General features: G+C 40.8%; 15 protein-coding genes. 13 read left to right on the top strand and 2 right to left on the bottom strand.

All coding sequences use genetic code 11. The features are described 5' to 3' along the window. Entirely contained in the window at nucleotides 1-804 is an 804-nt protein-coding gene (locus AT15_RS04735) for a DUF2520 domain-containing protein (RefSeq protein WP_068346879.1), read from the bottom strand. Between the two features lie 93 nt (nucleotides 805-897). On the opposite strand from AT15_RS04735, the gene AT15_RS04730 reads away from it, so the two are divergent. The 10 genes from AT15_RS04730 to cysS all read left to right on the top strand — a co-directional run bounded on the left by AT15_RS04730 (nucleotide 898) and on the right by cysS (nucleotide 10,703). After that, on the top strand, nucleotides 898-1,818 hold the full coding sequence (locus tag AT15_RS04730) for a TIGR00269 family protein (protein WP_068346877.1): 921 nt from the start codon (nucleotides 898-900) through the stop codon (nucleotides 1,816-1,818). Next, on the top strand, nucleotides 1,802-2,878 hold the full coding sequence (locus AT15_RS04725) for an FtsW/RodA/SpoVE family cell cycle protein (protein WP_068346875.1): 1,077 nt from the start codon (nucleotides 1,802-1,804) through the stop codon (nucleotides 2,876-2,878). Before AT15_RS04730 ends, AT15_RS04725 begins: the two co-directional genes overlap by 17 nt. A gap of 98 nt (nucleotides 2,879-2,976) precedes the next feature. After that, nucleotides 2,977-3,894, top strand: a complete 918-nt coding sequence (ftcD, locus tag AT15_RS04720) for a glutamate formimidoyltransferase (RefSeq protein ID WP_068346873.1) — start codon at nucleotides 2,977-2,979, stop codon at nucleotides 3,892-3,894. Beyond that, nucleotides 3,894-5,114 carry an imidazolonepropionase gene (gene hutI, locus AT15_RS04715; protein ID WP_201029938.1) on the top strand — a complete coding sequence of 407 codons (1,221 nt, stop codon included), beginning with the start codon at nucleotides 3,894-3,896 and terminating at the stop codon, nucleotides 5,112-5,114. Before ftcD ends, hutI begins: the two co-directional genes overlap by 1 nt. Next, complete coding sequence (locus AT15_RS04710) at nucleotides 5,104-5,571, top strand: 23S rRNA (pseudouridine(1915)-N(3))-methyltransferase RlmH (protein WP_068346869.1); 468 nt, start codon at nucleotides 5,104-5,106, stop codon at nucleotides 5,569-5,571. Before hutI ends, AT15_RS04710 begins: the two co-directional genes overlap by 11 nt. A gap of 20 nt (nucleotides 5,572-5,591) precedes the next feature. Continuing rightward, entirely contained in the window at nucleotides 5,592-6,953 is a 1,362-nt protein-coding gene (locus AT15_RS04705) for a hemolysin family protein (RefSeq protein WP_068346867.1), read from the top strand. Further along, nucleotides 6,919-7,314, top strand: a complete 396-nt coding sequence (locus tag AT15_RS04700) for a cytidine deaminase (protein ID WP_068346865.1) — start codon at nucleotides 6,919-6,921, stop codon at nucleotides 7,312-7,314. Before AT15_RS04705 ends, AT15_RS04700 begins: the two co-directional genes overlap by 35 nt. Nucleotides 7,315-7,320: 6 nt before the next feature. After that, nucleotides 7,321-7,866, top strand: a complete 546-nt coding sequence (locus AT15_RS04695) for an NUDIX hydrolase (RefSeq protein ID WP_068346863.1) — start codon at nucleotides 7,321-7,323, stop codon at nucleotides 7,864-7,866. A 15-nt stretch (nucleotides 7,867-7,881) separates the two neighbouring features. After that, on the top strand, nucleotides 7,882-9,330 hold the full coding sequence (gene gltX / locus AT15_RS04690) for a glutamate--tRNA ligase (protein ID WP_068346861.1): 1,449 nt from the start codon (nucleotides 7,882-7,884) through the stop codon (nucleotides 9,328-9,330). Next, complete coding sequence (gene cysS, locus AT15_RS04685) at nucleotides 9,330-10,703, top strand: cysteine--tRNA ligase (RefSeq protein WP_068346983.1); 1,374 nt, start codon at nucleotides 9,330-9,332, stop codon at nucleotides 10,701-10,703. Before gltX ends, cysS begins: the two co-directional genes overlap by 1 nt. Before the next feature lie 168 nt (nucleotides 10,704-10,871). Here the strand turns inward: cysS and AT15_RS04680 are convergent, their stop codons facing one another. After that, a complete protein-coding gene (locus tag AT15_RS04680; protein WP_068346859.1) occupies nucleotides 10,872-12,212 on the bottom strand; it encodes a hypothetical protein in 1,341 nt (446 codons plus the stop codon). A gap of 236 nt (nucleotides 12,213-12,448) precedes the next feature. Between AT15_RS04680 and AT15_RS04675 the strand changes: the two genes are divergently transcribed. From AT15_RS04675 to meaB, 3 genes are read left to right on the top strand one after another with little or no spacing between them, the layout of a single operon-like run. Beyond that, a complete protein-coding gene (locus tag AT15_RS04675; protein WP_068346856.1) occupies nucleotides 12,449-14,131 on the top strand; it encodes an acyl-CoA mutase large subunit family protein in 1,683 nt (560 codons plus the stop codon). A gap of 15 nt (nucleotides 14,132-14,146) precedes the next feature. Beyond that, entirely contained in the window at nucleotides 14,147-14,539 is a 393-nt protein-coding gene (locus tag AT15_RS04670; RefSeq protein ID WP_068346855.1) for a cobalamin B12-binding domain-containing protein, read from the top strand. Further along, nucleotides 14,536-15,399, top strand: a complete 864-nt coding sequence (meaB, locus tag AT15_RS04665; RefSeq protein WP_068346853.1) for a methylmalonyl Co-A mutase-associated GTPase MeaB — start codon at nucleotides 14,536-14,538, stop codon at nucleotides 15,397-15,399. Before AT15_RS04670 ends, meaB begins: the two co-directional genes overlap by 4 nt. Nucleotides 15,400-15,404 lie beyond the last annotated feature (5 nt).

Here is a 15,404-nt window from a genome sequence, read left to right as displayed (position 1 = left end):
CTAATCACCTCTCACATGTCGTATCATGCATGAAAGCTCCTCGTAAAGCTTACCAAGTTTAGGATTGATCTCAGATAAACATCTTTGTTCCAATTCAAGGGTTCTTTGATCATTTCGGGCTGCTGGACCACTAAATTCGCTAAGGGTACCCGTCTTCACCTTTTTAAGAAGACCTTCAAGATAAGATTCCAAAAGTTCAACGACACTCAGGTTATCAAACAGGAGCTTTTCGCGATACAAACTCTCTGCTTGTTTTAGCATAAGCTGGGTAAAATTTGAGCTGAAAACAGCAGCAGCATGGTAAAGAATTTTGCTTTCCGTTGAAATATTAACATACCTAAGTCCCTCTTTTTTAGCAATTGAAGCCAGGAATGCAATTCCTTTTTCATTTCCCTCCAGTCCAAAAATGGCTTTTTGCAAAAGGGAAGGTGAAATAGAAAAGCTGGATATGGATAGATTAGGATGAAAACTTGCAACGCCCTTTTCTGCCTTGGCGGCTTCTTCAAAAACCCGGGAACTAATCGCACCACTAAGGTGTATGAAATATTCGGGTCTGGTGTTAACATTCCATATTCTCAAAAAGGTATCTCTAATAGCGGAATCAGAAGTGGCTATTATGACCACATCTTCGAGCTCTGCTAATAGCTCAAATCCGCCTGCTTTACAGCCTGGCAGTTCATGAGCCAACTTTAGAGCCTGCTCTGGTGTTCTGTTAATCAGGTGCGAGACAGAATACCCTTTTCTATAAAAAAACTTTGCCAATAAACTCCCGGCTTTTCCAATTCCGACAACTGATATTCTCATCTTCTTTTTCCTCCGGTGTTAAAATTATACATCAGGAACAGGACCAAACCTTCTTGAAAACTCTTAATATGTCTTTTGTGAGGAGGATTTATTTTGAAATGTAAGAAGTGTTCATCAGAAGCGATAATACATCTCAAGCAACACAATATAGCCCTTTGTCAGGAGCATTACGAAGAGTTTTTTTACTCCCGGGTGAAAAAGGCTGTAAAAAAATACAGGATGTTTGGACCTGATTGGAAGATACTTGTGGCTGTTTCTGGAGGCAAAGATAGTCTTGTTCTATGGGAAGTTCTGAATGATCTTGGTTATAATGCACATGGGCTCTATATAGATCTTGGAATTGGAAAATATTCAGAGATTTCGAAAAGTAAAGCAATTTCTTTTGCTGAAAGGAAAGGGCTAAAGCTTTTCATTTCCAGCGTGAGAGAGTATCTTGGTGGACTCTCCACTCCCGAGGCGGCAAAGCTCATGCGCAGAAAGACATGTTCGATTTGCGGTCTTGTGAAAAGATATATAATGAACCGGTTTTCTAACGAGTCGAATTATGATGTGATAGCAACAGGTCATAACCTTGATGATGAAGCTGCAACGCTCTTTGGTAACATAACACACTGGCAACTGGGGTATCTTGAAAAGCAATATCCAGTCTTGCCAAGAACTCATCATAAACTAACCCCAAAGGTAAAACCTTTGATTCTCCTGAGCGAGAGGGAAGTAGCAACTTTTGCCCTTATGAAAGGTATTGATTATATCATGGAAGAATGTCCCGCCTCTCGCGGTGCTTCTTCGATGTTGTATAAAGAGCTTTTGAACACTCTCGAAGTTAATCAGCCTGGCACAAAACATCGTTTCTTGACAGAATATTTTAAGGTTAGAGAAATCTTTTCTGGCTATGAAGGTGAAATCGAGCTTAAAGAATGTAGCAATTGTGGTTATCCCACAACACAGGATACGTGCTCTTTTTGCAAATTGCAGGAGGGAATCAGGAAAAGATTAGATGAGAAAAGGCACTGATTTCCTTTTACCGTTTAACCTGGTTGCTCTTATGTCCTATGGACTTCTGGCATTGTTTTCTGCTACATATGGTAGCAGATATTCTGGTTTGTTTTACAGGCAATTGTTCTGGGATGTGCTTGCATTATCAGCCTTTTTTGTTGTATCCAGATTCAGTTTCAGATTCTGGAAAACTCTTACCGTCAAGCTGCTATTAATCTCATTTTTACTGTTGATAGTTGTGCTATTTTTGCCTCCTGTATCAGGTTCAAGGCGCTGGATGAACCTTGGTATTGCGAGTTTTCAGCCGTCAGAAGTGGCTAAATTTGTGATAGTTCTTTTTCTGGCCAAGCTGTATTCGGAATCGAAAGGTGGCTTTTTCGCAGGCACAGCAATAACTGGATTAATTGCATTGCTGATTTATAGAGAACCGGATCTCGGGATGACTCTTATGATTTTGGGGATCTGGTTTTTTATCACTTTTTTCAGCAGAAAATTCGATAAATGGATTCTTGTTGTGCTGATAATGGGGCTTGTTCTTTTTCCTTTGCTGATGTTTTTCGGGCTTGAAGAGTATCAGATGAATAGAATTATCAGCTTTATGAACCCTGAAAAATACGCATCGAGTTCGGCATATAATACTGTACAAGCTATAAGGGCTATAGGTTCTGGGGGATTTGCAGGAAAGGGCTTATTGTTAGGTGTTATGAACAGATACGGTTTTGTTCCAGAAGACTATACCGATTTTATTTTCTCTGTTATTGGTGAAGAAATGGGGTTTGTTGGAGCATTTACATTGCTCGTGCTTTATGCGATTTTGATGTTGAACTTATGGAGTGCAACCAAAAAAGCCCCGGATATGTTTTCATATCTCGTTTCTGTTGGAGTTATGGTTACTTTTCTAATCCACATAACTGAAAACATAGGAATGAACATTGGATTAATGCCGGTTACAGGTATTCCACTTCCTTTTATCAGTTACGGTGGCAGTTCAGTGATGATTTTTTCAGCTCAGCTCGGATTGGTATATAGGGTGCTTACCAAAAAAGTCGAGGCTAAATTTAGAACCAGTGAGATATAATCAAGATATAGGAGTTACGCAAGAATATACCTTTGTAATGCCAATAACGAGGTATGGAACCAAAAATCAATTTAACAAACATAAAAGGAGGTTGCTATATGAAAATCGTCGAATCAGTTCCCAATTTCAGTGAAGGCAGGAGACAAGAAGTAGTAGAAGCTATTGTAGATGAAGCAAGAGCAGTTGAAAAAGTATGGGTTCTCGACTATTCAAGCGATCCAGATCATAATAGATCGGTAGTGACCATTGCTGGAGATCCTGAGGCTGTTATTAAAGCACTTTTTAACATGTCAAAAAAAGCTCAGGAATTGATAGATCTCAGAAAACATCGTGGCGAACACCCAAGAATGGGAGCGGTAGATGTCATTCCTCTTGTGCCTATTATGGGGGTTACAAAGGAAGAATGTGTAGAACTTTCAAAAGAGCTTGGCAAAAAAATCGGTGAAGAACTTGAGATACCGGTGTATCTTTATGAGTATTCTGCTAGCTCAAAGGAACGCGAGAATCTTTCGGAGATTAGAAAAGGGGAATTCGAAGGTTTTCATGAAAAAATAAAGCTCCCTCAATGGAAGCCCGATTTTGGACCTGATGAAGTTCATCCCACTGCTGGTGTCGTAGCTGTAGGATGCAGGGAATTCCTAATAGCCTTCAACGTTAACCTCGGTACAGACAATATTGAAATTGCAAAAAAAATTGCAAAATCCGTCAGGCATATTAGCGGTGGGTTCAGGTATGTAAAAGCTCTGGGTTTTAAGCTTGAAGAGAGGGGTATAGTACAGGTTTCCATGAATTTGACGAACTATAAAAAGACCCCCATTCATAGAGTTTTTGAAATTATTAAGCTTGAAGCGGAAAGATATGGTGTCCCAATAGTTGGCTCGGAAATTGTCGGCATGGTTCCGATGAAAGCCCTCTTTGATGTTGCAGATTTTTATTTGCGCCTGGAAAACTACGATCCCGATTCGGTTATCGAAAAGAAACTGCTCGATGCAATTTCACGTGAGGTTGATCAATAATGGAGCTTGATGCTCTAATTGTTGGTCTTAAAGAGATCGTTTCCCCCATCCACAAAGGCCCCGTCAGGGGTAAAGAAATGGGAATGCTCAGAGTTATAAAAAGAGCGAATATAGGTATAAAGGATGGAAAAATCGCCTATATCGGGACTGAAAAGCCGCCTGCGTTGAGAAAAATCCAGGCAAAGGGATTGATAGCTTTGCCCGGGTTTGTTGATTGCCACACTCATATTCCCTTTATAGGAAATCGAAGCTCTGAGTTTCTCATGCGCCTCGAGGGGAAAAGCTATATGGAAATAATGGAGAACGGCGGCGGCATTTTTTCAACTGTTGAAGCGGTTAGAAAGGCTTCTGAAACCGAGCTTTTTCAATACAATATGAAAAATTTAGTGGAAATGGCACATTGCGGAATAACCACGGTAGAGGGAAAAAGCGGTTATGGGCTTGATGAGAAATCAGAGCTAAAACAGTTAAGGGTGTTAAACCGCCTGAATAAGTCCCAACCTATTGATGTGATTTCCACCTTTTTGGGTGCACATGCTTTCCCGCACAATTACAGGGATAAAAGGGAATATCTTGAATATTTGCTTGGCTTCACTGATAAAGTGAAAGAATATACAGATACAGCTGATATTTTCTGTGAAAAGGGCGTTTTTGAGCCTGATGAGAGCAGAAGATTTTTGAAGGAATTGGTAAAACAGGGTTTCAGGATAAGAATGCATGCTGATGAACTAGTAAATTCTGGCGGCGGGAAACTTGCCGTTGAGCTTGGGGCTGTTTCAGCGGATCACTTAATTGCAGCAGATGAGGTTACTCTTGAAACAATAGCGAACAGTGATGTCACAGCGGTATTAATGCCTGGAACTTCTTTCTTTCTAAAAGAGAAGTATGCAAGAGGAGATTTTCTGGTTGAACATAATGGGATTGTTGCGTTAGGGTCAGATTTCAACCCGGGTTCATGCAACATCTATAACCCTCAAATCGTAATTCATCTTGCAGTTTCTCGAAACGGTCTCAGTGTAGAAGAGGCGATAACTGCTTATACAGCAAATAGTGCTCATGTATTGAGTATGGCTGACAGTAAAGGGTTATTGGAAATAGGCTATGATGCCGACATTGCTCTCCTCGATATGGATAGTTACATCGATTTGCCGTATATGTTCTCCAGAAAGATCGTTACCGCCACGATTAAAAAAGGAAGAGTGATAGCCGGTGACCTTTGAAATAGTGGTAACCGGTAAGATCAAAACGGATTTCATCAAAATAGGGGTGGAACAGTACTTGAAATGGGTGTCCCCTTATGCTACGGTTAAAATTACAACGTTACCACCGGGAAGAGGAAGCAATATTGAAGAAATAAAAAAGGAAGAAGCAAAAAGATATATCGGTATAATTGAAGTTGAGAAATATGCAAAGGTTTTGATTCTTGATGAAAGAGGGAAAATCCCCACATCGGTTCAATTTGCATCGAAGCTAAAAACATGGCAAAATAGAAGTGTGAAAAAAGTATTGTTTCTCATAGGTGGGCCTTATGGCTTTTCCCGTGAAATACTGGAAGGCGGATGGGAGCTTTTCTCATTGTCAAAGCTAACTTTTACCCATGAGATGGCGGTGTTACTGCTCTTAGAACAGCTATACAGGGCTGAAACAATAATAAAGGGAAAAACATATCACTATTGATCTGGAGGTGTTAAATTACAGTGGAAGACCCAGCCAGTACTGGAGACCCTCTCTCGTTGTTATTGAACTTTCTGTTTCTTGTTTTTTTGATCTATCTTTCTGGACTTTTTTCCGGTTCTGAGACCGCTCTTACTTCTGTGAGTAGGTTGAAGTTAAGGAAACTCCTAAAAGAGGAAAAAGACAAATCCATGCAGCAAATTCTTCAAGAATCCCTTGAAAAGCCAAATAAGATGCTCACAGCGATTCTCATAATGAATAATCTTGTCAACATTCTCGCATCTTCTGTGGCCACACTTCTGGTATTAAAAATACTGCCTGAAAGTGCTCAGAGCACTGCAGCAGCTATAGTAACCGGTGTGATGACTTTTCTGATACTTGTCTTTGGTGAGATAACACCCAAGATCCATGCAAGGGAAAATTCTGAAAAAGTCTTTCGCAGGATAATAAGTTTTATCTCCTTTGTAACAAGGGTTCTCACCCCGATTATATGGCTTCTTATGAGAATCTCCAACGCTTTGATAGTGATCAGAGGAGGAAAAAAAGTCAGAGAAACCCCCTTTATAACCGAGGATGAAATCATTTCCGCTGTCGACGCAGGCCATGAAGAAGGTGTACTGCTTCCCGAAGAAAGACGTATGATGAAGATGTCCCTGGAATTAAAGGACACCTCTGTAAAAGAAATTATGACACCAAGGGTTGAAATAGTGTGTATAGAAGAGGATGCAGTACTCAGGGATCTATTAAATCTTGTTCATGAAGAAGGGTATTCACGAATACCCGTTTACCGGGATAACATTGACCGCATTGTTGGTGTGTGCTATGCAAAAGATATCATTGGCTATATTGCGGAGAGAAATTACACGGAAAAGATTTTGAATACTATTCCGGTAAAGGAAATAATGCGCGCTCCATTTTTCATACCGGAAACCAAAAAAATCCATGATTTGATGAAAGAATTCAAGCAGAGAAAAATTCATTTAGCCATTGTAGTGGATGAATATGGTGGTACTGCGGGACTGGTGTCCATGGAAGACATCCTTGAGGAGTTTACAGGGGAAATTCTGGATGAGTACGATGTAGAATCCGAGGAAATAACAATAGAGAAGATAGGTGAGAATACATATATAATAGATGGAATGACACCTATAAATGATATTGAAAGAGAACTTGAAGTCAAATTCCCTGAAACGGAGTTTGAAACCGTAGGTGGATATCTGCTTGAAGTTTTGGAGCGTTTTCCTGAGGTTGGTGAGATAATAAGTATAGATGGTTTCGACTTTGAAATCATAGCAATTGGTAAGAACCGTATCGAGAAAATAAAGCTTACTGTGGAACGGAGGAGAAGACATGCTGACCAAAGAGGAAAAGAAGCTGCTGATTGAAAAAGCCAAGGAAGCAAGAGAGAACTCATATTCCCCTTATTCGAATTTTGCAGTTGGTGCGGCTCTCTTAACAGAAGATGGAGAGATATTTCTGGGAACGAATGTAGAAAATGCTTCCCTGGGTCTTACCATATGTGCTGAACGCAGTGCCATCTTTTCCGCGGTAAGTAACGGCAAAAGGAAATTCAAAGGCTTGGTTGTTGTTGGGTCACAGGAAGCCCCGACCCCACCCTGTGGCGCATGCCGTCAGGTTATGGCTGAATTTGGAGAGTTTACAGTCATATTGGCAGGACGAAATGAGGTAATGGAAACCAGTGTGTCTGAATTACTTCCGTTACAATTTGATTTAAGAGGAGAATGACGATAAATGGAAGTTCAGGAACCAAAAGCCGAAAAATCCATACAATGTAAAGAGATTTTTACTGGCAATATTATAAAGGTGGAAAAGCACAGAGTTAAACTGATAGATGGTTCTGAGAGCCATCGGGAAGTAGTGCGTCATCAAGGTGCTGTCGCAGTAGTACCTGTTTTTGGCGATAAGATAATACTTGTAAAGCAATTTCGGTTTCCAGTCAACCAGTTTTTACTGGAAATCCCCGCTGGAAAACTGGAAGAAGGCGAGGAACCAGAACTCTGTGCTGTCAGGGAACTGAAAGAGGAAACGGGTTATAAAGCAATGAAATTAACGAAATTAAGTGAAATGTACACTTCACCGGGATTTTCTGACGAAAAAATTCACATCTTTCTCGCTGAGGTTATACCCGATGGAGAACCAGAACCTGATTCCGGAGAGTTTATAGAAAAGATAGAGCTTTCCTTTCAAGACATTGTAAAAGAGATTCTTTCAGGTAAAATTTTAGATGGAAAGACCATTGCCGGGGTGCTCATGGCTGAAAAACATTTAAACATCTGACAGGTGGTGAAAGAAATGGTTAGAGTTAGGTTTGCTCCAAGCCCAACAGGGCACTTGCATGTAGGAGGAGCCAGGACGGCTCTTTTTAATTATCTTTATGCCAGACATTCTGATGGAAAATTCGTTCTTAGAATAGAAGACACCGATTTAGAAAGATCAACAAAAGAATCTGAAGAAAAATTGATAGAATCTCTTCTATGGATGGGGATTTCATGGGATGAAGGTCCTGATATTGGTGGGTCTTATGGTCCTTACCGGCAAAGCGAAAGGAAATATATATACAGACAGATGGCAGAAAGATTGCTTGAAGAGGGGAAAGCTTATGAAGTTTTCGCTTCCCCTGAAGAAATCAAAAGACTGCATGACTCTCTGATGGCTAAGGGCAAAGCTCCGCATTATTCAGAAGAGATGTTCAGAGAATTTGATACTCCGGAAAGGCGCAAGGAATTTAGAGAAAAGGGTTTGAAGCCTGCTATATTTTTCAAGATGCCAAGGAAGGAATACGCCTTTATTGATCTGGTAAAGGGTGAAGTCGTTTTCAAAGAGGGTTCGCTGGGCGATTTTGCGATTATGCGGTCAAATGGCTTACCCATATACAATTTTGCAGTGGTTGTGGACGATATATCTATGGAGATAACCCATGTAATCAGGGGTGATGACCATCTTTCAAATACACTAAAACAATTAGCTCTTTATGAGGCCTTTGGAATTATACCGCCGAAATTTGCACATGTATCGATGATCCTCGGCCCTGATGGTAAAAAGCTGAGCAAAAGGCATGGAGCTACATCTGTAGAGGAATTCCGTGACAAGGGTTTCCTTCCCGAGGCTTTTGTTAACTATCTTGCCTTGCTGGGATGGTCCCATCCAGAAGGGAAAGAAATAATGCATATTGATGAAATGATAAGGGAATTTTCCATTGAAAGACTTCATTCAAGCCCGGCCGTTTTTGATGTGGCAAAGGCGCGCTGGATGAATGGTGTTTATATCCGGGAGGTTAATCTTGAAAGGGTCACGGAATTATCTATTCCATATATAATTGAAAAAGGTTACATGACTGAAGAGCAGGCTAAGGCCAACATAAAGTGGTTGAGAAAAGCCGTGGATTCTGTCCGAAAAGGTGTTGAAATTCTTGAAGAAATTCCTGAAAAGCTCGAAGTGTATTTCAAAGATCCCGAAACTATCGAATTATCCAAGAAAACTGAAGAAGATAAGCAAGTGGTACTTGTTTTGAAGAAAATAAAGGAATATCTCGAAGAGATAAACACCTGGGAGCACAAAGCAGTGGTGGATGTTGTCAAAAGAGCAATAAAAGAAATCAAACCTGATAGGAAGCTTTTCTATCAAACTTTTAGAAAGGTTCTTACAGGCATGGATGAAGGGCCGGAGCTTGTGGAAGTTCTCTTCCTGCTTGGAAAAAACAAAGTTACGGATAGGATAGATAGGGCGGTGGGCAATCTGTGATAAAGATAACAAATACTCTCACTGGAAAAAAGGAAGAGCTCATCCCATTAAATCCCGGTGAGGTCAGAATTTATGTTTGTGGGCCGACAGTGTATAATTTCGTCCATCTGGGCAATAGCAGACCCGCTATTACCTTTGACACTTTTCGCAGATATCTTGAATACTCCGGATATAAGGTTATACTCACCCAGAATTTCACGGATATAGATGACAAGATAATCATTAAAGCCAATGAGGAAAATGTAGATTCGCTTGAAATAGCTGAACGCTATATTGTTCAATACTGGAAGGATTCCATGGCTTTGGGTATAAGGCCTGCCAATTTTCATCCTAGAACAACTCATTATGTTGATGAAATAATCGAATTCATTGAAGACCTCATTGAGAAAGGCCATGCTTATGTTTCAGAAGGTGATGTATATTTCGATGTTTCAAGTTTTGATAGCTATGGCAAACTCTCAGGTAGAAAGCTGGAAGACCTGATTGCTGGGGCAAGAATACAACCCGGGGAACGGAAAAAATCTCCAGAGGATTTTGCGTTGTGGAAAGCTGCCAAGGAAAATGAACCCTACTGGGAAAGCCCTTGGGGAAAGGGTAGGCCTGGCTGGCATATTGAATGTTCAGTCATGTCTACATGTATACTTGGAGAATCTTTCGATATTCATGCTGGAGGTTCAGACTTGATATTTCCCCACCATGAAAACGAGAGAGCGCAGTCAGAAGCAAGGTATGGGAAACCCTTTGCAAAATACTGGATGCACAATGGCATGATGAGATTTGCCGGTTCAAAGATGTCCAAATCTCTTGGAAACTTTATAACAATAAAGGAAGCCGTAAAAAAATACGGGAAAGACGCCATTCGCTATTTCATATTTTCCAAACATTATCGCTCACCCATCGATTATTCGGAGGACCTGTTACAAGAAGCGAAGACGGCTGTTACGAGAGGAAATCAAATATTGAATGACTTTGAGCAAAGTCTGGGGGACAAACAACCTTTTGCCAGAAAATCCTCCTGGATAAGCGAGAAAATCGCCGAATTTAAAGCATATCTCGATGATGACTTCAATACTCCAAAAGCCCTTGCGCTGATTTTTGAAATGATAAATGAAGTCGCCAATGCTTCTGATGAATTGCGAAAGCTTGAGGCTTTTCATCTTGTCAGGAATGAATTCGGGCCGGTTCTGGGGATATTTGAACTTCCGGAAAGCAATCACTTTGATATTGACGGTCTTGTGAAAATACTCATTGACCTCAGGAGTCAATTCAGGAAAGAGAAGAACTATGAGAAATCTGATGAGATAAGAGGCAGGCTTATGGAACTTGGAATAAAGTTGATGGATACTCCTGATGGCACGAAGTGGTCATTTTAAAGATTCATAAATCAAAAAGTCACCCGAAAAGGGTGACTTTTTTAATGGAATTCGAAACATCTAAAATCCAGTATAGTATACACTTGACTATCTATGGTTTAAGATGGTATAATTTTGTTGCGAGATGTTCATTGCCCCGACGCTCCGCTAAGGCTTCCGGGGCTTTTTTTATTTGATTATGAATTTTCCCTTTAGTGCATTATCATCATATGAATACCATGAAAAAGCCGCTATTCCACTTTCCACTTCAGTACCCATTAAGGCACTTAAAGCAATTCCAGCGTCTATAAATAGCGAAAAGGAGTGTTCGGCGGGAACTCCCCTGGAAAACTGTGTAAATACAGGATTATCCTTTAGTGGGGTCATGTGTTGAAGCCAGCTGTCTGTTTCATCTTTATTTGCAAGACTGGACACAATATAGCCTCCATCAATCCATATATACATGTTTTGCTCGGTCTTTGCAACGTTTCCTTCAGCTGTGTATGGAACTCCCGCTTCCTCCATGAGAGAAAGCAACTCTTCAAAGTTCCCGTTAAAACCCATCTTGCTTACCAGCTTTAACGGAGGAACAGAGGTCGTATCTTCTGTTGTATTGGCATCACCCATCTGCATGCTCATAAAGCTATTCAAGAGCGCATCTATATCAAGCTCAACATCTACGAGAAGTTCCCCGGTTAGCTTCCCTGAAATTTTATCGAGAAAATCCTTTGACAACGCTTGAACAGTGTCTGTGGTGAGAGAAAGATTGAACCTATCCATCAATAAGCTCTCTGCTTCTTCTATTGAATTCGCTTTAAGGGAAATTGTGGCGAAGGAAAACCTCGGAGCTGCTTCCAGCTTTTCAACTGATGCACCTTCAAAAAGGGCACGGAGTTTTTCAGAAGCTTGTTGCGTTTTTGCTGATAATATTCCGTCACCTTTAAGGTAATTGTCTTCAAAGTAAAGAACCACTTTCTGGCTGAATTCTTCATCGCCACCCACAATATACATAAAGCCTTCTGGAAGCTCGTTAATAATAGAAATCTGATAGCCTTTTTCCGTTCTGGAATAAGCGTCTACATCACCTATATAAAGATATTTTCCGTCGGTAGCGATATTTAAATTGAAGTTTTCAGGTAGAAACTGTGGGAGAACGCTTTCAATTGCTTTCCTGGCATTTTCCGCTTTTTCAATGGGACCAAGAATAACAATGCTTTTTGAGCCCGACTCCGAGCTCCAATTCGCCGCAGCGAGGTTCGACGAAAAAATGCTATAAATCACCTGGGGGTCTTGACCATTGTTATAGGCGGCCATTTCGATATATTGAGCAGCAATTTGGTCAAGTGCCAGCTGGTTTAAGAGCACATCACCGAGAGTTGTACCTTTCAGGTTTTCATAATTGCCTTTAAGGTCCTCCACAAGAAGAACATTTAAGGCTGAAGAAGGGATTTTTGTGGCAAGTTCTTCAATTGAAGCAAAAGCAACGATTGCCGACAGAAAAAATAGAAAGAACATAATACCCCTTTTCAATAGAACCACCTCCGACTATTTACATTTTACATCATTATGACAGACTTCGAATCTCTTCTGTTCAGAAAAATTTTAACAGACTGCTAAGCAGTTTCCAATAAACGGCCAATGCGCGGGAAAATCAAAGAAGAGCTGGAGTAAAATTGCAATATTCAGTGATAATAGATTCATTGACCCGTTGACGAAAGTTCGTTTATGATTTAGCTTTGTAACAGAACATATTGGGAGGGATGAAAATGGGAGACAAGGCTCGACTGGAAAAAATCAAATCAGCGGAGACTAATTGGAAAGAAAAAACACTAAAACCTGTACTGAAAAGATTTCCAGAGAGAAAGGAACGTTTTGAAACATCTTCAGGTACTGAAGTTAAACATGTTTACACCCCATTAGATATCCCCGAATTTGACTATATCGATCAACTCGGTTTCCCCGGAGAATATCCTTATACAAGAGGGGTTCAGCCTACCATGTATCGCGGTCGTTTCTGGACCATGAGGCAGTATGCTGGATTTGGCACCGCTGAAGAATCCAATAAGAGATACAGATATCTTCTTTCACAAGGGCAAACCGGGTTATCTATTGCTTTTGACTTACCGACACAGATAGGGTACGATTCAGATGATCCCATGGCTGAAGGAGAAGTGGGGAAAGTTGGAGTCGCCATCGATTCTCTGGAAGACATGGAAATTCTCTTTGACGAAATCCCCCTGGACAGGGTAAGCACTTCAATGACCATTAACTCAACAGCTGCTATATTGCTGGCTATGTATATTGCCGTCGCTGAAAAGCAGGGTGTACCGCCTGAAAAACTAAAAGGGACAATACAGAACGATATTCTCAAAGAATATATCGCCAGGGGCACTTACATTTTCCCGCCGAATCCTTCTATGAGGATTATAACCAACATATTTGAATACTGCTCTAAATATCTGCCAGAATTCAATACCATAAGCATAAGCGGATATCATATAAGAGAAGCTGGAGCGAATGCAATCCAGGAAGTGGCTTTCACGCTGGCGAACGGAATAGCTTATGTTGAAGCTGCAATAAAAGCTGGACTCGACCCCAACATCTTTGGAAAGAGGTTATCATTCTTCTTCAATGCTCATAATAATTTCTTCGAAGAAATTGCCAAGTTTAGAAGCGCGAGAAGGCTCTGGGCGAAAATAATGAAAGAACGCTTTGGAGTAACAGACAGTAAAGCCCTTAAACTCAGGTTCCACACTCAGACTGGAGGTTCCACCCTTACCGCCCAGCAGCCAATGAACAATATCGTGAGAGTAGCATTCCAGGCTCTTGCAGCCGTGCTTGGTGGAACGCAGTCGCTGCACACAAATTCCTTCGACGAAGCTCTTGGCTTGCCCACTGAAGAATCGGTCACAATCGCTTTGAGGACACAGCAGATCATAGCTCATGAGACAGGGGTAGCTGATGTGATCGATGGTCTCGGTGGTTCTTATTTTATAGAACACTTAACCGATGAAGTGGAAAAGAAAGCCTTTGAATATTTGAAGAAGATTGATGAATTGGGGGGCATGGTGCGAGCCATAGAAGATGGATATGTTCAGAAAGAAATTCTCAATGCCGCTTATAAAACTCAACTCGAAATTGAAAAGGGAGAGCAAATAATAGTTGGTGTAAACAAATTCACCACGGAAGAAGATAAACCTACAAAAGTATTGAAAGTCAATCCAGAGCTGGAAGATAAGCAGAAAATTAGATTAAAAAAGCTCAAAGAAAGAAGGAATAACAATGAAGTTCGCCAGAGTTTGGAACAACTTAAAAAAGCCGCTTTGAATGAGAATGAAAACCTTATGCCTTACATTGTGAAGGCAGTAAAAGCCTATGCTACTATCGGAGAAATTTCCAATGTCTTGAGAGAGGTCTTTGGCGAATACACGGAAGCTGTTATTCTATAAGAGGGAGTGAGAGGAATGGAAAAAAAGATAAAGGTCCTGATAGCTAAGCCCGGGTTAGATGGTCATGATCGTGGCGCCAAAGTTGTTGCTATGGCTTTGAGGGATGCTGGTATGGAGGTAATATATACCGGTCTCAGACAATCCCCCGAAGACATTGCAAAAGCAGCATTACAGGAGGATGTTGATATCGTCGGACTTTCAATACTTTCCGGGGCTCATATGAAGCTTTGTCCGCGTGTTCTGGATTTCATGAAGCAATATGGAATCGCCGATAAGCCTATTTTTGTTGGTGGTATAATTCCTGAAGATGACGCAGAAGAGCTTAAAAGAATCGGCATTTTCGAAGTCTTTGGCCCTGGAACATCTCTTGAAAAAATAATTGATAGCATAAGGAAAAGGGTGAAATGACAGAACTCTCTGTAAAAGGACTTAAAACAGGTGATATAAGGGAAATTTCGAAGGCGCTTACGCTAATAGAAAATGACCCCATTAAAGCGAAAGAGATAATCAATGCTCTTACCGATTGCGATTATGATGTTATAGGCTTAACCGGAAGCCCGGGAGCTGGGAAATCAACGCTTACAGATAGACTGGCCTCAATTTATTCAGAGAAAGAAAAGGTGGGCATAATAGCCGTTGACCCCTCAAGTCCCTTTACTGGGGGTGCTTTTCTCGGTGATAGAATTAGAATGAAAAGGGCAAGTAGAAATGATAATGTCTACATACGCTCTATGGCCAGCAGGGGAAAACTTGGTGGGCTGAGCCCTTCAATATATGATGCTGTTGAGCTGCTGGGGCGTTGTGGATTTAGAAAAATACTCGTTGAAACCGTTGGAGCAGGCCAATCAGAAACTGACATATCAAATCTTGCTGATATTGTGTTACTTGTTCTTGCCCCCGGGTTGGGTGACGAAATTCAAATGCTTAAAGCCGGGATTATGGAAATAGGAGATATATACGTGGTGAATAAAATGGATGTGGAAGGGGCTTTCAGGTTAAAAAGCAGAATAGAGGCGATCTTAGAGTTCTCTAAGAATCAAAAAGACGTGATACTCACCGACGCAGTCAAAGGCACAAATCTTGAAGAACTTGTCCAATTGGTAGAAAAAGAATTACGCTTTATGAAAGAATCAGGCAAAATAAATGAAAAGCGGGAGAAGAGAAGGCGTTTTAAGAAATTGAACACCATATTTCAAGAGCTGAAAGATCTTCCCGACGAAGCCTTAGATAAACTTGCCAGCGAATTGCAAAACTTCATGGGAGGTTGATAACA

The sequence above is a fragment of the Kosmotoga arenicorallina S304 genome (assembly GCF_001636545.1).
Taxonomy (GTDB): domain Bacteria; phylum Thermotogota; class Thermotogae; order Petrotogales; family Kosmotogaceae; genus Kosmotoga_B; species Kosmotoga_B arenicorallina.
This window is presented reverse-complemented; position numbering and strand designations above follow the sequence as displayed.